Origin of the sequence: Paenibacillus suaedae (assembly GCF_032337355.1) — a bacterium.
GTDB classification, from domain to species: Bacteria; Bacillota; Bacilli; order Paenibacillales; family Paenibacillaceae; genus Paenibacillus_B; species Paenibacillus_B suaedae.
The window spans coordinates 234,997-254,729 of record NZ_JAVYAA010000001.1 but is presented as its reverse complement, the minus strand read 5'-3'; the positions used below and the strand labels follow the sequence as shown (position 1 = coordinate 254,729).

23 protein-coding genes are annotated in these 19,733 nt (G+C 48.6%); 3 read left to right on the top strand and 20 right to left on the bottom strand.

Going from position 1 to position 19,733, the window contains the following annotated elements:
* Window positions 1-62: 62 nt before the first annotated feature.
* Entirely contained in the window at window positions 63-2,261 is a 2,199-nt protein-coding gene (locus RQP50_RS01160; RefSeq protein ID WP_315742604.1) for an Ig-like domain-containing protein, read from the bottom strand.
* Between the two features lie 261 nt (window positions 2,262-2,522).
* On the opposite strand from RQP50_RS01160, the gene RQP50_RS01155 reads away from it, so the two are divergent.
* The gene (locus tag RQP50_RS01155; RefSeq protein WP_315742602.1) at window positions 2,523-3,113 is read left to right on the top strand and encodes a lipoprotein BA_5634 family protein; all 591 of its coding nucleotides are present in this window, start codon (window positions 2,523-2,525) and stop codon (window positions 3,111-3,113) included.
* 108 nt (window positions 3,114-3,221) lie between these two features.
* Here RQP50_RS01155 and RQP50_RS01150 read toward each other — a convergent pair whose 3' ends face one another.
* Window positions 3,222-3,803, bottom strand: coding sequence for a TetR/AcrR family transcriptional regulator (locus RQP50_RS01150; protein ID WP_072727430.1), 582 nt, complete (start codon window positions 3,801-3,803; stop codon window positions 3,222-3,224).
* A gap of 196 nt (window positions 3,804-3,999) precedes the next feature.
* Between RQP50_RS01150 and RQP50_RS01145 the strand changes: the two genes are divergently transcribed.
* Both RQP50_RS01145 and RQP50_RS01140 read left to right on the top strand, forming a co-directional pair.
* On the top strand, window positions 4,000-5,109 hold the full coding sequence (locus tag RQP50_RS01145; protein ID WP_028531633.1) for a UDP-N-acetylglucosamine--LPS N-acetylglucosamine transferase: 1,110 nt from the start codon (window positions 4,000-4,002) through the stop codon (window positions 5,107-5,109).
* A gap of 41 nt (window positions 5,110-5,150) precedes the next feature.
* Window positions 5,151-5,525 carry a hypothetical protein gene (locus RQP50_RS01140; RefSeq protein ID WP_028531632.1) on the top strand — a complete coding sequence of 125 codons (375 nt, stop codon included), beginning with the start codon at window positions 5,151-5,153 and terminating at the stop codon, window positions 5,523-5,525.
* 166 nt (window positions 5,526-5,691) lie between these two features.
* Here RQP50_RS01140 and RQP50_RS01135 read toward each other — a convergent pair whose 3' ends face one another.
* The 18 genes from RQP50_RS01135 to RQP50_RS01050 all read right to left on the bottom strand — a co-directional run bounded on the left by RQP50_RS01135 (window position 5,692) and on the right by RQP50_RS01050 (window position 19,731).
* Window positions 5,692-6,525, bottom strand: coding sequence for a C40 family peptidase (locus RQP50_RS01135; RefSeq protein WP_072727431.1), 834 nt, complete (start codon window positions 6,523-6,525; stop codon window positions 5,692-5,694).
* A 422-nt stretch (window positions 6,526-6,947) separates the two neighbouring features.
* Complete coding sequence (locus tag RQP50_RS01130; protein WP_315742597.1) at window positions 6,948-7,856, bottom strand: cation diffusion facilitator family transporter; 909 nt, start codon at window positions 7,854-7,856, stop codon at window positions 6,948-6,950.
* A 505-nt stretch (window positions 7,857-8,361) separates the two neighbouring features.
* On the bottom strand, window positions 8,362-9,084 hold the full coding sequence (locus tag RQP50_RS01125; protein ID WP_315744512.1) for an N-acetylmuramoyl-L-alanine amidase: 723 nt from the start codon (window positions 9,082-9,084) through the stop codon (window positions 8,362-8,364).
* On the bottom strand, window positions 9,068-9,520 hold the full coding sequence (locus RQP50_RS01120) for a phage holin family protein (RefSeq protein ID WP_315742595.1): 453 nt from the start codon (window positions 9,518-9,520) through the stop codon (window positions 9,068-9,070). The genes RQP50_RS01125 and RQP50_RS01120 overlap by 17 nt, the downstream gene beginning before the upstream one ends.
* Before the next feature lie 104 nt (window positions 9,521-9,624).
* The gene (locus tag RQP50_RS01115; RefSeq protein WP_315742593.1) at window positions 9,625-11,022 is read right to left on the bottom strand and encodes a hypothetical protein; all 1,398 of its coding nucleotides are present in this window, start codon (window positions 11,020-11,022) and stop codon (window positions 9,625-9,627) included.
* 55 nt (window positions 11,023-11,077) lie between these two features.
* Window positions 11,078-11,719: a hypothetical protein gene (locus RQP50_RS01110; protein WP_315742591.1), complete on the bottom strand. Its 642-nt coding sequence runs from the start codon at window positions 11,717-11,719 to the stop codon at window positions 11,078-11,080.
* Entirely contained in the window at window positions 11,712-12,896 is a 1,185-nt protein-coding gene (locus RQP50_RS01105) for a baseplate J/gp47 family protein (protein ID WP_315742589.1), read from the bottom strand. The genes RQP50_RS01110 and RQP50_RS01105 overlap by 8 nt, the downstream gene beginning before the upstream one ends.
* A complete protein-coding gene (locus RQP50_RS01100) occupies window positions 12,868-13,236 on the bottom strand; it encodes a DUF2634 domain-containing protein (protein ID WP_315742587.1) in 369 nt (122 codons plus the stop codon). The genes RQP50_RS01105 and RQP50_RS01100 overlap by 29 nt, the downstream gene beginning before the upstream one ends.
* Complete coding sequence (locus RQP50_RS01095; protein WP_315742585.1) at window positions 13,233-13,505, bottom strand: hypothetical protein; 273 nt, start codon at window positions 13,503-13,505, stop codon at window positions 13,233-13,235. Before RQP50_RS01095 ends, RQP50_RS01100 begins: the two co-directional genes overlap by 4 nt.
* A gap of 100 nt (window positions 13,506-13,605) precedes the next feature.
* Complete coding sequence (locus tag RQP50_RS01090) at window positions 13,606-14,403, bottom strand: phage protein (RefSeq protein WP_315742583.1); 798 nt, start codon at window positions 14,401-14,403, stop codon at window positions 13,606-13,608.
* Window positions 14,387-14,707: a phage baseplate plug family protein gene (locus RQP50_RS01085; RefSeq protein WP_021254390.1), complete on the bottom strand. Its 321-nt coding sequence runs from the start codon at window positions 14,705-14,707 to the stop codon at window positions 14,387-14,389. The genes RQP50_RS01090 and RQP50_RS01085 overlap by 17 nt, the downstream gene beginning before the upstream one ends.
* 30 nt (window positions 14,708-14,737) lie before the next feature.
* On the bottom strand, window positions 14,738-15,373 hold the full coding sequence (locus RQP50_RS01080; protein ID WP_021254391.1) for a LysM peptidoglycan-binding domain-containing protein: 636 nt from the start codon (window positions 15,371-15,373) through the stop codon (window positions 14,738-14,740).
* A gap of 25 nt (window positions 15,374-15,398) precedes the next feature.
* Window positions 15,399-17,288, bottom strand: coding sequence for a hypothetical protein (locus RQP50_RS01075; RefSeq protein ID WP_315742581.1), 1,890 nt, complete (start codon window positions 17,286-17,288; stop codon window positions 15,399-15,401).
* Window positions 17,289-17,292: 4 nt separating this feature from the next.
* Window positions 17,293-17,511 (bottom strand): hypothetical protein, encoded by a 219-nt coding sequence (locus RQP50_RS01070; protein ID WP_139070713.1) that lies wholly within the window; start codon window positions 17,509-17,511, stop codon window positions 17,293-17,295.
* Window positions 17,453-17,737, bottom strand: coding sequence for a hypothetical protein (locus RQP50_RS01065; protein WP_005542653.1), 285 nt, complete (start codon window positions 17,735-17,737; stop codon window positions 17,453-17,455). The genes RQP50_RS01070 and RQP50_RS01065 overlap by 59 nt, the downstream gene beginning before the upstream one ends.
* Window positions 17,738-17,797: 60 nt before the next feature.
* Complete coding sequence (locus RQP50_RS01060) at window positions 17,798-18,202, bottom strand: phage structural protein (RefSeq protein WP_315742573.1); 405 nt, start codon at window positions 18,200-18,202, stop codon at window positions 17,798-17,800.
* 62 nt (window positions 18,203-18,264) lie between these two features.
* Entirely contained in the window at window positions 18,265-19,263 is a 999-nt protein-coding gene (locus RQP50_RS01055; protein ID WP_315742571.1) for a DUF3383 family protein, read from the bottom strand.
* A 6-nt stretch (window positions 19,264-19,269) separates the two neighbouring features.
* Window positions 19,270-19,731: a hypothetical protein gene (locus RQP50_RS01050; RefSeq protein ID WP_021254395.1), complete on the bottom strand. Its 462-nt coding sequence runs from the start codon at window positions 19,729-19,731 to the stop codon at window positions 19,270-19,272.
* Window positions 19,732-19,733: the final 2 nt, after the last annotated feature.

Sequence of the window (19,733 nt, the reverse complement as noted above, 5' to 3'; positions counted from 1 at the left end):
GGGACTGCACGCGCAGTCCCTGTTCTGTATTTCAATAAACTCAACCGGTTCAATGGTTGCCCTTATTTCACCGTTACACGCAGTGATGTGCTCTTGCCGTCCAATGTCAACTTCAAACTCCCACTGCCCTTAGATACACCTTGCACCGAACCACGCGACGCCTTAATCTTCACATTGGAAGGAACGAATGTCACGGAGGACGTCACATCCACAACTTCACCTGTATCATAAATCGCCTGAACCTTCCACGATGCAGACTGACCGATGCCCAGCTTCACAGTTGTCGGATTTGCTTCCAGCTTCAGCAAGCGAGGCTTCACATGCACTGTAACCTCCAGTTTTCTTCCTTGATACTCACCGACCAGCTTCGTGCTGCCAATAGCCACACCCTTGACAGTAGCTCCGCGAACCGTCGCTACCTTTTCATTTTCAATAGTCCACTTAATACGTGAAGCAAGCGCAATCGTCTTTCCGTTCTTGTAGGTTCCTGTTACCTTAACCGATTGGGACTTGTTCACGTTCGTACGAATTTCAGAAGGAACGATATCATACTTCACAATCTCTTCTTCGATCGTTGCTTTCACAGTCACTTTCACATTGGCAAATGTACCTGTCAACGTCGCACGACCTGCAATGAGGCCCTTCATGTTCCCCTCGCGAACGAGCAAGTTCGGAGAACTTGATTCCCATTTCACTTGAGTCGTTACATTTTCCTCTGTACCATCAGCATAAATAACATTTACTTCTGGCAATGGCTGCTCACGACCCGTTACGATACTGATATCCGCATTGTTCGCCTGCAATACGAGTGCCTTGCGCTGAACATTTACTTCCAAAGGAAGCGTTTGATTGCGAATGCTCGCAGTCAGGAAAGTCGTTCCCGGTGCTGCTGCCTTCATCTTGCCATCTTTAACGGAGACAACACTTTCATTAGAAGATGTCCACTGCACCAGTTCCGATACATCAAGCGTATTGCCGCTCAAGGATACCCCACTGATCTTAGGCAAAGGCTTCACATCTTCTAAGATTAGCTCCTGCTTGCGAACGTCTCCAGGTTTTGCATTCTTATCTTCTTCCGTCCATTTCAACTTCTCGATCGTCGGGTATACCGTAATCTCAACCGACTTCGTCAGCCCTTTGTAAGAAGCTGTTACCGTTGCAGTTCCTTCGCTCTTCGCGTAGACCTTGCCGTGTTCTACCGTTACAGCCATCAGGTTGCTTGATGTCCACTCTGCAAGATCACTAACATCCTGCTGATTATCAGCCGAATTGAGCACGAAGGTCTGCACTTGCAGCGGCCCGTCTCCCAGCATCATGTGCTGTTTCTGATCCGGTGTGATGCGCATCGCTTGGTAAGAAGCACGTACGACCACTGTAATGGATTGCGAAGCCCCAAGATAGTTCGCCGTTACCGTTGCCGAACCTACGTTGATAGGCTTGACTTCTCCGTTCTTCACTTCGACGATATTCGCATCGCTTGTTGTCCAATCTGCCTTACCTGTTACATCTTCGAGCTTGCCGTCAGCAGTCTTCGCCTTGGCGGTTACGGTCTTGGAAGCTGCACCGTATTCGAATTCAACCAGCTTTTCTGGCGACAGCTCCAATTTGTCGTAAGGCTGCTCAACCTTCAGCTCGATCTTCGTGCTTAATCCTTTATGCTTAATGGTAATGTCCGTTTTACCCTTGGACTTCAGTGTAATGACCCCTTTATTCACATCCGCTACATCTGTATTGGAGGAAGTCCAGGAGGCTTCAGCCGTAACGTCATTGTTCGTACTCGTCGATTTGTCCAAGGCGAATGCCTTCCAGGCAAGCTTGTCTCCAAGATTCGCCTTCACTTCATTGGCAACCTCTTGATCCGTATCTCCTGTACGAATAACGATCTTGTCATACAAGTATTCGGATACAACCGTTTTCTTCAATGTATATCCTTGATATTTCACTGTAATTTCCGAAGTACCTTTTCCAGCGCCGCTTACCCAACCAGCGTCTACTTTGACAGCACTCGGATTCGAGGACGTCCACGTAGCCAAGCTCGTAACATCTTTCTTATCCGTCTTTCCGCTGATTGTACCAAGCACCTTCAATTGTACAGAGGAACCTTCAACTGTGACGTGTACTGGAGACACATCTGATTCAAAAGCAATACCTGTAAACGAATCTTCTGCATGAACGATACCTTGGATTGGCAGCATACCGAATAGCAACGTGCATACGAGCGCTATGCTAAGCCATGTCGATTTTTTCCTTGATGGGTACACCTTATCTTCTCCCTTCCCGTTTTGCTCCTGTGAGTAGTTCCAATGGAACAAAAAAGTACATATCTACTATAACGGTAAAAAGGAGGGGAATTATTATCTTATGCAGGCAACTTCTTGCGAGCGGCGGCTATTTTGATACTATAGTCCTACTTTCTTACGAGATTGAAAGAGTGCTGTCATCTAAACCAATGGAAACAAGATGATCCCTCCTGTATCGTTAACGGTGTAAGAATCAATACTGGTAATTGAGGTGGATGACGAATGAAAAAGAAACTTGGCATAGTAGCTACCATGATACTTGTACTTGTAATGGCGACAGGCTGCAGCCTATTCGGCCCTAAGGCAAATGGACTGATTATGTATGGAACGGATGCTCAAATTAAAGATGCATTGGAGAGCACGAAGAATGATGTGTCGAAGACAGATGATTTCGCATTGAAATATGATGCAAAGCAAGCGGATGACCGTGTCATTGCGATCAGCAAATCAACCGCTCAAGGCTTGTTCAATAATGGGTTGCTTCAACAAGTGAAGGACAAAGACACAACAGAAGTGATTGCGAAGCTGCCTGAAGTAACAGGCGACAATGCGGTGATCTTCGCGAAGACAGATACAACGGTGACAGAACTGAAAGGTGTGAAGCTCGCTGGTCAGTACGGTGGCGATATTGTAATTGGGGAGTCACGCGGATTTGCCCACACGATTGTGCTGCTCGATGATGCAGCTTGGGAGAAGCTGAACGCAGACAAGCTTGGCTTAACGGTTGCTCATTTCAAGAAGGATCCGAAGAATGCACTAGTTGACTTGTCTAAAAAATTAGAGAAAGCTCAGATGGTCGTCATTAAAAAGTAAATAACTATATTATAGTCTCCACACAAAAGCACCCTTCTGCAGGTTCGACCACGCGTTCCTATTTGAAGGGTGCTTCTCTTTTGTATATCAACATCCGTCCTGACTTCCTTATGGCTGGCGAATCATTAACCCTTCCATAAAATGAAGGCGATAATAATCCTTAATCGCTTCCTTATCGAGCGGAGCATTCAGCTTGTTCCATTCGGTCGTAAGCGCTTTGTACAATTGAAGCATGACGAAGCTGACGACCTTCGGGTCACCTTGCTTCACTTCTCCACGCTCCATAGCCACACGCACTTCTCGCTCTATGTACTCAAGCAGTTCCTGTTCCATCTTAGCCAGCGCTTCCTTCGCCATCGGCGTCCCGAAGTCGCGCAGCTCCTGGGACAGCTTCAATGCCAGCTCATGGCGGCTTCTATATTCCAGCACACGATCCAACACACGATACAGCTTATCAATAAACGGTCTATCCTCGGTGATTTCCCGATCCGCGATCTCTTTCATCTCGTGGATGAGCTGCTGCAAAATCTCATCGAACAGCTCCTCTTTGTTCGTAAAGAACGTATAAATCGTTCCTTTGCCTACCTTGGCAATCTTCGCTACTTGATCCATCGTCGTCGCTTTGTACCCGAACAGAGCAAAGGATTGCGCTGCCGCTTCCACGATTTGTTTTCGGCGGTCTACGGTCACATCCCCCGCCTCCTTTCTCCTGGCGCACATTTGACTGAATGACCAATTAGAAATTATGGTCATATGCCGTTACCTGAACCTTATCATACCTGCCTGTGAATTTCAACTAAACCAAGGAAAATGAACGCTCAGTTTCGACGTAATTGGCTGATGCTTCCTTTCAACTTTCAGGTTATAATGGAATGTGGGTGAGAACATGCGAAAAAAGAGAATCATCCTTCTATCTGAAGGATTCGGTACAGGCCATACGCAAGCAGCCTATGCCCTATCAGTCGGACTGCGCCAGCTGGAGCCCGATGTCCAAACACGCGTCATCGAGCTGGGCAAGTTCTTGAATCCGACGGTCGGGCCGCTAATCTTCGCTGCTTATCGGAAGACGGTAAGCTCACAGCCGAAGCTGGTTGGACTCTTGTATCGAAAAAAATATAAAAAATCGCTGAACCGCGTCACACAGCTCGCATTGCATCGCATTTTCTACACACAAGCTTCTCATGTGCTCGATCAATTGCGTCCTGATGCGATTGTGTGCACTCATCCATTTCCGAATATCATCGTATCGCGCCTGAAGCGCTCTGGTCTTCATCTTCCATTATATACATTGATTACGGACTACGATGCGCATGGTACGTGGATGAACCCAGAAGTTACAAAATACCTCGTCTCCGCACCAGAAGTACGGAACAAGCTCCTGGAACGCGGGATTGATGATAGCCGCATTGTTGTTACTGGCATTCCTGTTCATCCGAAGTTCTGGGAGCGCTGTCCTCAATCGGAAGCGCAGCTGGAGCTTGGATTGCGTCCGCTTCCGACCGTCATGATTATGGGCGGCGGCTGGGGATTGTCGCTGAATGAGGATTTGCTCCAGTACATGACGACATGGCGCGAACATGTCCAGCTTCTGTTCTGCATGGGCAGCAATCAGAAGGCAATCGCTCGGATGGAACAGGATCCATTGTTCCAGCATCCGAACATACATATATTCGGCTACACGCAAGAGGTGTCGCGTCTGATGGATGCTTCCGATTTACTGGTAACGAAGCCTGGGGGAATGACTTGTACAGAAGGAATGATGAAGGGCATCCCTATGCTCTTCTATGATCCAATCCCTGGACAAGAGGAAGAGAACTGTGAATATTTCATGGAGCATGGTATGGGTGAGAAGATTGAATCCTCGGATACCATTGCACGTTGGTTCAACGAATTACAGCACCACTATGACCGGCTGCGCGAGAAGCGGCAGCTTGGCGCTCTTGCTATGACGGATCCTGAGGCCTGTGCCCGAACCGTGTTGCAATTGCTGCAATAATCATCTACGATTAGGATCTTAGCCAAGGAGTTGATTGCAACATGCTGTTTACTGGAGTAGGCTTCGTCGGATACGCCCTTATCACGCTTGCTCTTCTCATGAGAGCACTCGGCTGGATTACAGGAGCGTTCCTATTCGCTGCCATCATTATTGCCGGTTTCTTCTGTTTCGGTATCGTTGAGAACCGCTTAGGCCTCAGACATCGGATGGTGCGGTATGTCGATTACGCCCCACTCATGGTGCTTGTCATTGCCTATGTTCTCTATCAGGATAATATTGTACGCTACACAACTACTGCTCTACTGCTTCCAATAAGCTTGCTTAGCTCATGGGCTGCAGTTGCCATGGCGAAGACGAAGAAATATCGCACAAGACCGAAGATCGATGAACAACAAGGGCCTCCAAAATATCAATAACTAGGAACCGCCGTGTTCCATTTTAATGGATGTGGGACGGAACATGCATCAGCACGCTTGAATTCCTCTTCCTACGAACAAGTAAGGGCTATCTACCAACAGCTTTCCCTGTTGAATAGATAGCCCTTTTTGATGCGTGCATATGCAGTATGCTCGATGAACGCTTCTATTTTACTACGCTTCCTCCATACAGGAAACGATGTTCCCAGCTAGTGTTGCTCACCGTGTCGATCCGTACGCCGCCTGAAGCTTTGGAATATGTATGAATGATTTTGCCATTGCCCAAGTAAATGCCGACATGTGTAATTCGCTCTTTTGATTTATTCACATTTTTATAACTGGATGCACTGGATCCCTTATAGGACATGAAGAACATCAAGTCTCCACGCTGCAGTTGGCTGATACTCTTCTTCACGCCGCCTTTATCCTTAATATAAGTACCTTGCTTGCGGGAATCTGTCGGCAGTACGATGCCTAATGCTTCCTTATAGACTTGGCGTACAAAGTCGGAGCAATCGAATGTTTTAGTTGTATTCCGATCCGATCCAAATTCATATGGCGTGCCCATGTATTTCTTCGCTACTTTCTCCACTTTGTCCATCTTCGCAGCCTTACTTGATGGAGCAGAAGTCGTAGGTTTATTATTTGAACTTCCTGAAGAGTTAGATCCAGATGCATTCCCTACTCGTATGTATTTACTCTGTGAGCTTACATAGCCCGTGTTGCCTTTGGTATCCTTCACTTTGTACCAACTGCTGTTGGGCTTGTCCAAAATTGTAACGGATTCGCCTGTCTTCACCAATCGAATGATTGAGGATGAAGTACTCGGCTTCGTTCTCAAATTGACGGACTGAACAATCTCTCCGCGATTCTGGTTGGAGCTCGTTACAGATGCAGCTTGTACATTGCTAGTTGCTGCAGGTGCCGCATGCAATGACGGCAATATCATCTGCCCTGCCATTGTGAACATCATTATGCCTAACAGTAATTTCTTCTTCATAGAAATCCTCCTCTAAGTTGTTGTTACATTACTGTAATCGTGAACCGAATGTGAGTTGATGTTCATATGAACAAGATGTCAATTGTTTCTATAATTAAGTGGTTATTCTATTTCTGTAATGACATCCCATTTCCCCTACGCCTAATTATATAGAGTCTTCTTCGTCGGTTTCTATCGGCCTATCCTCTTAAAAAAGACAAAATTGTAACCTTCTCTGTGGGTCTTTATGCCTATTAACTGGTTGATTCATGGGATGAATACCAGATTTAAACAATCGAGCCTGTTCCCAGTACTACTCTTTCGAAGCTTATTTATGTGATCTGCTCCGTCTGTCCGTTTTACTAGAAACACAAAAAAACGTGCCCTGAGGACGGATGTTACCGTCACTCGCGGGCACGCTGGTCGCGTTCTATGATCATACATTACACCAATTGCTGATGAATTGTTTTGCTTGTATCTATATCCATTGGCTCGACATGCACATGTACATGAGTAATATTATGCTTGCGCTTCATGCGCTGCTCAATATCGTCACAAATATGATGTCCTTCAATGAGGCTTAGCTTCGGATCAACCTGTACAACCACATCAACGAGAACCAGACTTCCATGCAGGCGCGCCTTCACTTCCTTAATCTTGCGCACGCCTTCTGTACTCTCTACCGTCTTGCGCAGGCGATCCAGCTGCGCTTCATCGAATCCGTCCGTCAATGTATGAGTTGCTTCTCGGAAAATATCCCATGCTGTCTTGCATATAATGAAGCCTACCGTTAAGGCGGCAAGCGGATCGAGCCAGCTAATGCCAAGCTGAGCACCGAAAATACCAACTGCTGCGCCAATACTTACAAATGCATCTGACCGGTTATCTTGTGCTGCCGCCATAAGCGCCTGATTACGAATGCGCTCTGCCAGCCGCTTATTATATGAGTACACCGCGTACATCACGATCGCACAGCCAAGCGCTACCCAACCCGTAAGCGGGTTCGGGGTTGTCGACTCGCCATGGAACAATGCTTGCACCGTGGATATGATCACTTGAATCCCGACTGTCGCCATAATAAAGGAAGCAATTAGAGCAGCGATTGTCTCCGCCCGCAAATGACCGTAAGGATGGTCATGATCCGGCGGCTTCTGCGAAATTCGCAGTCCGATAAGTACAGCAAGCGATGCGACGATATCGGTCAAGTTATTCCATCCATCTGCTTGCAGCGCCTTCGATTGGTAGAATAAGCCGATAGCTAGCTTGAATGCGGATAGGGCGATATAGGCAGCAATGCTGATCCATGCTCCTTTTTCCCCTTGTTTCATATCTGCATATATGTCCGCGCTCACGCTGACCCCTCCCTGACTCCTTATTACCAGGCATATTATGGAATATGCCGTTCCAACCCGGAATCCTATCTTACCTCACCGATCCCGTGTGGGTCTACAGAAACAGTGTTGCCCCTCCTTACAACAATTGAACCGGCAACAACCTGTTGGAACCGGCAAGAAAAGTTGAGCCCACTAAGGAAAGTTGTTCGGCGGCAACAATGTCACATTATGTTAGATTGTGCAGTCAGGAGGGGAAATATTCTTGGTTGTGAGAATGAGCATGGACAGGGATATACAGCAATCGCAATAGTGCCAGTACTTTATCTTTGATGAGATATCAGCGAAGGTATGGGTGTAAAAGCGAACAGCGCTTTTTTCGATGATCCAGATCAATACTAACGCATCAACTTTTAAGCCTTGCCCATATGATAAGCGGTTAAACATCGCTATGCGAATAGAGCAAGACTTCGTTGGGTAGTAATTGATTCTCCATCTCCGTTGAATGTGGCCTCATTCGTTTAATTTACTTGCTGCCTCCGCGGACAACAACCTGCCTCTTCTCCGCTTCCCACTGCACACGCATTCCACTACGTTCTACAGCCTCGCGCACTGGGATATAAACCTTATTGTCGATCAAGTACCCTTGCGAACTTCCTTCGGGAGCACCTTCCCAGATGACCTTCACTCGCTCGGCACGCAGCTGCTGTTCGGTAGTCGGATTGGGCGATGGCGGCTTCGTACCACTAGTGTCGCCTGACATCGCTTCCTTAGCCTGCACCACCATGTCCATAAATTGCTGCCAATGCGGCAGCAGTCGAGACGGACAAGCCTTCCCGCTCCAATGTTTGTGCGGCATAATGCGTTCCAGTGCAATGCCATGCTTGCACGACAAGATGGCGAGCAGTTCAGCAGCATTGCGCCATGCGGCCTGCTCGTCGATCCCTGCGTACATACATACTTCGATGCCAATGGACAACGCATTGCCAGGGCCTGTCCCATCCCCAGCATGCCATCCCTGCTCATTATCTCGCAAATGCTGATACACACTCTTATCATCCACCGTATAGTGCCAGCTCTTCTTCGCCCCGCCACTGCCGTTCAACAAATACCTCGAATGCGCTTCTGCTGTCGCCCCCGCATCTGTATTGTCCGTGTTGTGCACAGTAAGATACATTGGCTTCATGGCAAGGTTCGGTTTATTCGCCCTTCCATCCGGAATCAGGCGCTGCTTAATGTCGATGCTCATCATGAATTCCCCCTTTTCCCTTCAACACTTCCACCGCCTGCTTAATAACCGGCGGCAGCGGCACGCCTAGACGTCCGCCATTTTCAATAATCGACAACAATTCGTTCGCCATATAAAAAAAGACCGTCGCATCTCTGAGTAGATGCTGCCCTCCAAGCACCACATCCACCTGATGCGCGATCGACACGATTACGAAAATAAACACCTTTCGTGCAATGCCAATGAGTCCTACACTGCTGCGCAGTTTGCCTTCGGTTCCGGCAGCCATGATGCCGGTTACGAAGTCAGCCACCGTCATAATCAGAAGCACCTGCAGCAGCAGCGGCCAGCCACCGAACAGGTATGCACCAACAACACCAAAACCACCAGCTGCGGCTATTTGCTTTGTGCCGTAGTCTCCTACAAGTTGTCCAACAAATTCAATAAAGCGTTCCATACATATCCCCCTTTAGGTGAAATATAAATAGCCCCCACGCAGTTGTGAGGGCATGATAAAAGCGCCACCTATACGGCATGGCGCTCGTCCTTAATTTGTAAACCTTATAGATAAGTTGTGAGTGACATATTGAGGTCATAATCAAAAACTTGTGTAGGAGAGAAATAGACCATTCTAATAGACATAGCCCCACTATTATTCAGTGTGCCTACATCTTTACGGCCAAAGTTGAATCCAGATGTCTCTCCATTACTTCGATAACCCGCATTGAAATATAATTCGCCACTGTTTGGAGAATAAGTAATGCTCTGGAAATATACTCGTCCAATACCGTAAGAACTGCCAGAAGTCTCTGCGATGGTTACAGCTTTTCCAGTTATATCAACTAATTCAAGTCTTATTTTAATAGAATAGCTGTCTGTCATTGGAATGGTAATACAGTTGCCGCTCCAAGTATCTGTTGATATCGCGTTGAGTATAATCTGGGTAGCTCCTGCTGGCACAGTGGTTATTGGAACGTACTGATAGCCTGCTTCGGGATTTCCCCCGCCGCCTGCAGAGCCTTTCATGGTTAAACTACCATCATGTCTTCCATGCAGTGTTCTGATCTTACCATTTAAAGTAGACCAGTCATCATTGGTGGATGCCGCTACCGACTTGGAGTTAAGGGCATCCACCGTGCCTTGTTTGGCATTAACTCCAGATTGAAAAAGGTCATTAGCTGTTTTATACGAACCATCAGCCATGCGGAAGCTCATTTGACCACCATTCACTTTTGCAGCAGCTTGGGCGTTAGACATAATATCGAACTGTCCATCTCCAACCCAATTCAGTCCTGTGTCTGTATCACCTAAGGTAAGAGTACAACTAGCTTCATTTCCGAACTGTGTAGTTTTCCCAACCCATACTCTCCCTGCTGCATGTATTTGCTTATTTGCGTAGAGGTTTCCGTTCATGGACTGCTCACCATTAGTATCAACGCTCCACTGAACCCCACTGTTGTTTTGAACGACGTGTCCGCCTTTGGTAACCCACCTACCCATGCGAGAATCCCATAATCCAGTGACTGTGCCGTCATAGGTTTTCATTGCTAAGCCCCAATGAGCTTGTATAGCGTTGTTATAAGTTTCGTAAGTAGCATTGTCCCCGGTACCACTCTGAAACTGTAGTGCCCCGTTCGAGCCTTGCAGACCTAAATTACCTCTAACCGTTCCTCCTGCAATCGGAAGGGCGCCAATACTTTCCGGTGTGATCTTTGAAAGATCAATGTCCTTTACCTTCTGATCCGTGTAATCCTTTGCATCTTTCAGTGTCTTGGTTACATCTGTCTTTTCCGCTGCCTTCTCCTGAACTTCCTTCAAGGCTTCGTACGTCTTATTCATTTGCCAGTTTAGCCAAGCTGCGGGAGGCTTGTCTTGGACTTTCCAGCCTTCGTCCAGTTTACTTTGCGGGGGCTTGACCCCTTTTTCCTTCCATTCTGGAAGCTCTTTTTCGAACGTCATAATATCGTCACCTCATTTATCATTCGTAATCCTTCTACTCTATCGAACCAACATTCTATACTGGAAGTACGTAGTCATTGCCCGGGACATAAAGATCGCCCAACGTGCCGCCTACGGTCATGGCCTCATCGGCGAGGCCGTGCTCAGATTGTTCTAGCACATCATGAGCAGATGCCAGCTCGAACGAGCCCGTCAGACCAACCTGTGTTACACGAACGCCAGCGGCGACGAGGCTCTCGACAAGTGAAACGAATTGTGAAGGGCTTAGCCCAACACCATTCAGTTTCTCGTACGGCACCTCGGTGACCTGAATGGACGCAGGTTCAGGCTGGAACGGGTCAGCGTATTGTTCCGCGATGCGGAACTCATCCGGTGCTGCTCGAAGAGCGAGAGCGAGCACCTCAATGACGGAATCCAAGCTGCTGCTTGAATTCATGCGGGCCAGCTTAGAGCGCAGGAGCAGTCGATACACCTCATCGGTCGCTTGACCGCGCGCTTGCCCTAGATTGCCGCCGATTTCATCAAGCGCGGCACCTTCTGCCTGCTCGATGCTTTTCCATTCGGATATTCGCTGAATCGTACTGCTTAACTCATTCATCTGCTTCAGCCACACATTTACGAGCTGAGCGAAGCGGCTGCTGCCTTCCTTCGCGATGACATCCGGCAGCAGCTCCATCACCTCTGGAAGCTTAAACATAGCTCACCGCCACCTTTACCCGCTCAGGTGCCACACGAGCCACTTCATATAGCGGAATGTTCACGTTGCCGCTGACGAATTCGCCATCGCCAAGCTTCACCTTCAGCTCGGTAACTTCCTCAACGCCGGCCACATTCTGGATGGCTGCCAGCAAACGACTGTACACGATACGGGATCCTTGCGGAAGCCCTGTGTAATCCTGCTGATCCGCGCCAACGCCGCCAATATACTGTGCAATCGCCGTGACGATGTCCTCCTTCCCACGAGAAGAAAATGATGAAGTTGCCTTGATTTCGGCCTCAATATGAGCATCTTGCAGCTTCATACGGCTGAAGCGCACATCATGCTCACCACCGCTGACATCGCGCACCTTCACAGTGTTCGTTCCATCTGTTCCAATACCCGCTGCTTTTTTCTCAAAAATCGTCTGCGCGATGCGCTCATCCTGACCGCCGTACACGTACGTACGAATCGACTTCGCTGGAATGCCTTCTTCGTTCGTCTGCATCGTATCGTTCACACGTACAGCCGCTGATTTTACATCTGGAATTTGCAGCAGAGCGGATACAATTGCGTCCACGGTTGCCGCATGACTGCCATCTCGCGCGGCACGCAAACGGTCGCGGAACTCGACATCATTTTCCCGTTCACGACCCTCTGCCATACTAGCTGGGTTCGTAATGCTCGTAATTTCCTTCACGGAAGTAAGTATTTCTGTAATGGAATCAGCAGGTACGTTACCGATAATGCCTGGTACAGTCGCCACCACAGCAACTTCTCCCTTGCCCGAATCGTCCAATACGCAATCATCCACCGTCATGAACCACACGCCTGATTTCGTACCCACTTGTAGTCCTGCTGGAACGATAAACTTCGGAACGCCTGTCAGCTTGATATTCCCATAAGCCGCCTGCTCCAGCTTGCGACGCAGCCCATAAAATACGGCTAATGCATCAAGCTGCACTCCTGTTGCATATTGAATGTATGACTCGTGGTATACCTGCTCGACATCCTCCCACAGCACAGACAAGTGCCATGCAAAGAGCTGCATCATCATGCCAAGTGGCGATGTCTCCGAGGTATTGATGTCCTGTCCGAGCTGCTTGCCTAAATCCTCAACCATTTCTTCATAAATTTCGTGATAGGTTTTACGCTTCAATCCCGCTGCCGTCAGCATAGATAAGCTCAACCTCCTCTCCTTCAGAGCTTGTCATGACTAGGCGTACTTGAGCTGTACGCGAGTGCTTGTCTCTTGTCACTTCTACATCCTCGACTGATTGAATACGCGGTTCATCCATGAGGCAGCGCATAATCGCCTCGCGAATGGTATCCTCATCTACCTGCTTGCCAACCATTCGCTCATGATCCAAGCCCATATCCGGCGCAAAAAAATACTCGCCCAAGCGAGTACCCAACCGAATGCGAACCGCTTGCGTTAATTCCTCACGCCCATCGATCCAAGCAATTTGTCCATCTGATAATTGAAGATCTCTGTCTTGAAGCGCCCACGTCCTCATCCTCCAGCCACCTTTCCGACAATGACGCCGCCGCCTTTGCTGGCCTCTGTAAATACAACCAGTACACGGCTCCCACTTTCGATCACGATGTCTTGTGCCTGTTCTAAAATCGGAAGCTGATATCGAATAAGTCCAGCCTCGCCTTCCAGCTCCACATCAGCCGTGCCCGATCCCATGCTCACAATCGTACCCAGCTGCGCTCCTGCTGTTCCCGAGATTCGATGATCCATCCAGGCTTCCAGTGCACTGACCGCTCGATTCGCGCCCATAGCGTCACCTCCTTGTCGCTTAATCGCATCATCATTGCATTTCATTTCTGGGCACACTCACGCTAATCTCCGTTATTCCTTTTGCAAATGCAACGAAAGATTAAATCTTAACCAAATCCACTTCCGTCACAAATTGATCCATCGAAATGGTATGCTTGCCCCGCTTCACCCGGTACACACCGTCAAAATCCTCACTAACCAATCGAAGCTGTGCATCTGCATGCAGCCGATAATTCAAGAGGGACGTCACGCGCACACCCTTAACTTTGTCCTCTTCATACGATTGCGGGCTGTCAATTAACCCGCTGTCTGCGGATAAACGAACGATGCCCGTCACCTCTAATCCGGCTCCAGTAAGAGGTTTGAAATGTAGCTTGCCTTGCCGCGTAAACACTTCCGTATTGCAATCACGAGCTGCCCGGCGTATCGATGCAACTGGATCACCTTTCACAATGAATCCCTTCATATAGGCATGATTGGAGCCAAGCTGCACGGCTCCATGCGGAATTTGCGCCCGACTTAACAGATCATGAATAATTTCGCTAGCCTTCGTGCCCGGCCGATACGTATGTGCCATTTCATATAAGGAAACTGTCAAATCATCCTTCACTTGAATCGTCGTCACCCGATCCATCTGCTCCCGCTTCGTTCGCACCTCTACAATGTTGCCCTGAAGCACAGTGCCGAGATCCTTGCCGTAACCCGCATTGACGATGACTCGCATCCCCGTGCGAATGTTCGCCAGCGTATGCTTGGACAAATTGTACAGCTCTACGGTGGATTCATTCGGCTCATTGTTATCATCAAAATCTACGTGAACATTCATTGTCAGATCACCGTAGTTGAATCGATAGCCACCAATCAAAATCTCGCACCCGCGATTAAATAAGTATTCCATCGTCATCCCCCAAATGCAGGTGAACAGACTGCCCAAGTGTATCCCACGTAATCTGTTCTTCCGGATTATCCCCATACGGGACGATGAGCTCAAGCGGGAACTCCCGCGTCTCCATACTGACGAACAGCGGCATTCCCCATACCAACTTTACGCCTAGCGCCAATGGAGTATCCCCTTCCGATAAGTCCACGGTAAAATAATCATGGGTAAAGTTGTAGCGTATTTCGAACGTATAGGTTCGATCGCCCAAATCCATATCAAATGAGTAAGGAATAAGATCTTTGTCGATCCCGATGATCGCCATCCTTCTCCTCCTTTCTGAAGCTTCCTTGCCTTACCGATCCTGCATGTATTGTTTTCCACCCCCGCCCCCACCTGAGGGCATGGTTTTTTTCTTTTTCTTTTTGGAAAGGCCAAGCAGAAGTTTCGCTCCCTCTACAAATGGCTTGGCGGTACGCTCAATGACATTATTAGCTATCCGAATCATGCTTTCAGGAATCCCGAAGTACCTAGCGATATCCATTAGCGACTGGCCAGGGCGCGCTGTATGCGTCTCCGGCACCGGACGATAAGAAGTATTCCGCTTCCCGGAACGGCTCTTCGGCTTCACGGCCGCCTTCTTCTTCGGCGGCAGCTTACTGTAAGCTGGCTGGACAATGTTGACCTGCTTCAATGACATGGTGAAAGTCATGCCATTAGCAATCGAGTTGTTATGAGCGGTTCGCAAGCTAGTGATGACACAATTCAGCATCATATTGCGCCCTGTGTATTGGAGCAGCTTCCCCTCGTTCATTGCCTTTACCAAACGCTGCTTATAATTGGAGGCCTGGGGGCCTATTAGCAATCCTTGCAGAACTAAGCTTGTTGTTTCCTTCCGGATGTGATCCGTAATGGTACCGCCCTTTTCCACATTGTGACTGCTCACCTGCACTGAATACTCAGGTTCCTCTGAAATGACGAACAGTTCCACGCCGCCTAATTTGCTTTTTCGCGTATTAATGGGACATCATTCCTCCTTCCGCCACCTGAGGCCTTGGGATAGGCTTAGGCTTCGGCAGTTTGTCCGCAATGCCCCGCTCTAATGCTCGGAATGAGGCGTCGTACTGCTCGCGGGCGATCCGCTTGATCTCTTCAATCATGCGGTTGTCAATATAGCCGTTCACGTTCAGGTTCATCGTGACATTGCTGTTCGCGCTGACTTCCATGCTGCCACTAGCAGTAGGCCCAGGCATATTGGGTGTCTGATGTTGAGGCATAGATGCAGTTGAGGATATCGCTCCAGTCGGTGAACCCTCAACTATCGGTTGCATGCCCTCACCATTAGGGGAATACGATTGTATATTTGATTGTCCCGTCGAGGCTGCAAGCGCATGGTTTTTAGCCATATAGGATCTCACCATCATCTTTGCAGCTGATTTTGACTTGTCATCCTCTTCTGATTCCTTGTCTGGGTTCTCCTCGTCATTCGGGAGTAGGAACTTCTCCGCTGCCCATAAGCCTGCATCTACGGCTAATCCGCCTAGAAATCCAACGGGATTAAAGCGCAGAAACCTTGTTGCCTTGCTGACTGTACGAGCTCCCTTCAACAACTTGCCCAACCAGCCGACCTTCTTCGTTGCAGAGGCAGCCTTACTCACATCTGACGCGGTCGAAGCCGCTTTAGCAGCATCCGCCATCGGCCCAACTGTTGATTGAACAGATTGAACCGTTTCAGCTGTTGCCTGAACGACGTTCGAGGAATCATCCGCAGTGGACTCAGACTTTTCCCCACCTCCATCTTCATCCTTCTTGCCGCCAAAAAGACCCATAGCAAGACCAGCTCCCCCAGCTAAGAAACCTCCCCATTTGCCGAGTTTTTTCGCCCTCCCTAATATACCTGCCCCTCGCCTATTTTTTGGCGCTGGGCTTGGTTTAGTATTATCAACCTTTGTATCCTTTGGCGAAGGAGCTTGACCTTCCCCATTCGATCCGGTAGCTGCATTCGCTAAATCCTGCCGGGCATTTGAGGTAGGCTTCGGTGAAGATTTCTGGTCTGTATCCGTACCCGCATTCGTTGGGGGACTCTTGCTATCATTGGGCTTGGCATTATTAGGGGGAGGATTTTTATCCTTATTCGAACCATTTGCCGCAGTCTTCAAGGAATCAGCTGTATTCTCTTTTTCTTTGCCCTTATTGGATGGATTGCCCTTGTCTTTGGCTTCCCCTTCATTTTTAGAACCGTTAGCAGCTTGTCCGAGATCTTTCTGCGGATCATCATCTTTTCCACCGCTAGAACTTTCGGACTTCCCATTCGATTTGGAGCCGCCCCGTTTCTTCTTAATTTTCTCGTACATTTCTTTGCCAAACTTTATATTGTCTGAAAGATCTCTAAGATTTGTAAAATCACTATTTACATCCTTAAATAATTTGTAAGCATCGCCTATATAATCAAGCCAAGTCTTGGGTTTTTCCTCCTTCTTGTCAGAACTGCAATTACACAGAGCAAAAGCAAGAGCAACAGCTGGCTTTTGCGAGAGCGAAGTCGGTAACTGCTGGGCAATAGACGAAGCAAGCTCATTCGTATTCTCAATCACAACCCTGTTTGAAGATGATGAGTTTCCATTTGTTGCTATCGTTATCAATGGTGAAACACCGAGTGAAGCTACCTGCCTCTGTAAGGAAACGAACATCGTGTTCAATTTGGAAAACGTAATGCTATCAGACGTAGCAGTAGGAAAGGTAAGTCCTCCTATCTTCGGCGTCTTCTGTCTTGCATTCCGCTTCATCTCCGCGGTCTGTTCCTTAATGCTGTCCGTCAATATGCGGGAGACGACGCCCATCTCATCGAGCTTCCCGTTCATGGTGCGCAGTTCGCGGTGAATATTTTTGGAGATCCGATCATCCATTGGGTTAACCCCCTCCTTTCCCGTACATCCATTCCACAGCGGCGGCGGCTTCGCATAATTCCTCAATGCTCATGCCGCTCGCTTCTGCATACGTAATGCCGCCCCGGCTGTTCAGGACGACACGCCAGAACAATTGCCGGAGCGGATTGCGGGAGATGGATTGCTTATACGTCGGATGATTCGGATTCCAAGGGTGTATCGACCATGCCCAAGAAGCGCGCACACTCCAGCCAGAGCGGCGTCATCAGATCGGTCTTCTCTTCAAGACCCTCCCAGCTTAGGCGTGGAGACACGATGACATGTTGGAGGAAAAAGTCCATCGACGCTTCCAGCTTCCATCCCCCGTCTGCCTTCAATGCTGCGTCATACAATCGCATGAGCGCCCGCGCGCCCGGATGCTGCAGCACATATTCCTCAGTTTCAATCGTTACAGTCTTTTGCTTGCTCACAAGTAGCCACCCTTTCCGAATCCGTTTTATTGAAATTTAGCTCCTAAATTTTTAACTTCACTATTCTGTTTGATGCATATAATCGAGAACTTGGATTTCAAATTCACGATCCTCAAGCTCTGAGCCGTACGAAGCAGCCGGCAGCTTCTTGATGATAGCCTGATTACCGCTAATTGTTTCTCCTGGCTTGTTATTGGACTTTACCATAATTTTGAATAATTTCTTCTCGTTCCCTAATCCATATAAGAGCGGCAATTGCGGCGACGTTGACATCACCGTCAGCTTAATCGTGCCGAGCGGATTGTTCTTATAGGCAATCGCTACCTCGCCGCGCGCGCCAACATGCGTTACCGTCTGCTCCTCATCCTTTTCACAAGTGACGAAAGTATTCTCGCCAAATCCCGTAATGTGTTCTTCGTTAATGATTACAGATACTTGCTTTGCATCATAAATACCGATACTCATAGATAAGCACCATCCTTTAATAGAAAATGTTGTGTATGATGTTCGTGATCAATTGTGATTCATTAGAAGCGGATAACACCGTTCACCTTCACCTGATGTACCGCGCCCGCGATCTCGAACCAGAACGAGCCGCCGCGATATTCGCGGTTCGCGCGATCGCTTGGATTTACCTCATTGCGAGACAGGAAGGACGTACCGAACAGCGGCTCGCCACTGTCGGCTGTCGCGATGATACCCATACGTGCAGATTCCAACAGCACGTTGATCACTGCGCTCTCGATTTGGACAATACCTGCATCGGTGTACGGAATTTTGCTCGATTGATTGAGCAAATTCTGAATTTGCATTTCCATGCGGGCACGCACATAATCACGCGCCATAATGACGTCGATATATTCACCGGACAGCGTCTTGCCTTCCGAAGTGCGAGCCTCGCCTTGCTTGTTCACGTACGTAATTGCTCCGCTATCGTGGATTTCCATCAATTCGCCAGCCGTTACCTTCATCGCGTCAATGCCGGTGCACTTCTTGAACTTCCACGTCACAGAGCCCACTTCCGCAGAACCAACCGAACCTACAAGCGCAGCTTCTGGATATACCGCGGCATCCGTGTGATAGAACACAACCGTACGTGTATAAGCCTTGGACTTCAGCGCCTGAAGCTTCGTCTTATCAGCAGTACGTGTAAAGAACAGACGGTAATCTTCCTTCTCAATCTCTGCCGCCAACGCCTCAACTACAGCATCGCTATTATCAGAGGAGAGCAGGTAGTACCAGCCGTTATCGACTACAGAACGAAGGCGAGCTGCCGGTTCCTCCTTCTCATCGCAAGCTGTAATCGCAATGCGAGCTGGCGAGCGGTCGCCTTGTCCAAAGAGCGCCTCCGCCATTTTGTATTCCGCTGTCGTATCCGCGAAATCATCCTTGACCGCCTTGAGATCCCCGTATTCTTTATAGGCAGAGCCTCCGGCTTTTTTCCCGATAATAAGCGGCATTCCGAAGGACAACCGACCTGTAGGCTTTTGTAAATCAATCGTTACTTGCACGTCTTGAATTGACATGAACAATCACTCCTTCTTTTCGTTTCGTTGTAATTCCACTTTTTCGATGAATGTAAAGTTTCGCTCGAAGCGATCCTTCATGCGAAGCCTAATGCGGAGACCTAGTCCGGCAGTCGGCTCCGTCTTCCACTGCGCTGGCCCCATATGCACCTGCACGGCTGGGATTGTCGTCAAGCACTCCAATCCTTCCGTCCACTGCCAGCCGAGCAAATCCCGGCAGCGTTCCACCATATCCATGCGATCCTTGGAGCGAATGAGAAGAAGCCATTCCATCTCAACAACCTTCTCAATCATCCCCTGTGACTCCGCATGATGGGGCGAGCAATCGATGTAGGGCTCAGCCACGTCGTACGCGATAAGCGGCTCGGTCTGATCCGCCTTCAGGCCGTCCAAGGGAACAACCGGCATGTTCAATGCCTTCCCCATGGGCACGAGCCATCGTTCTACAATGTCGCGATATACAATCAATC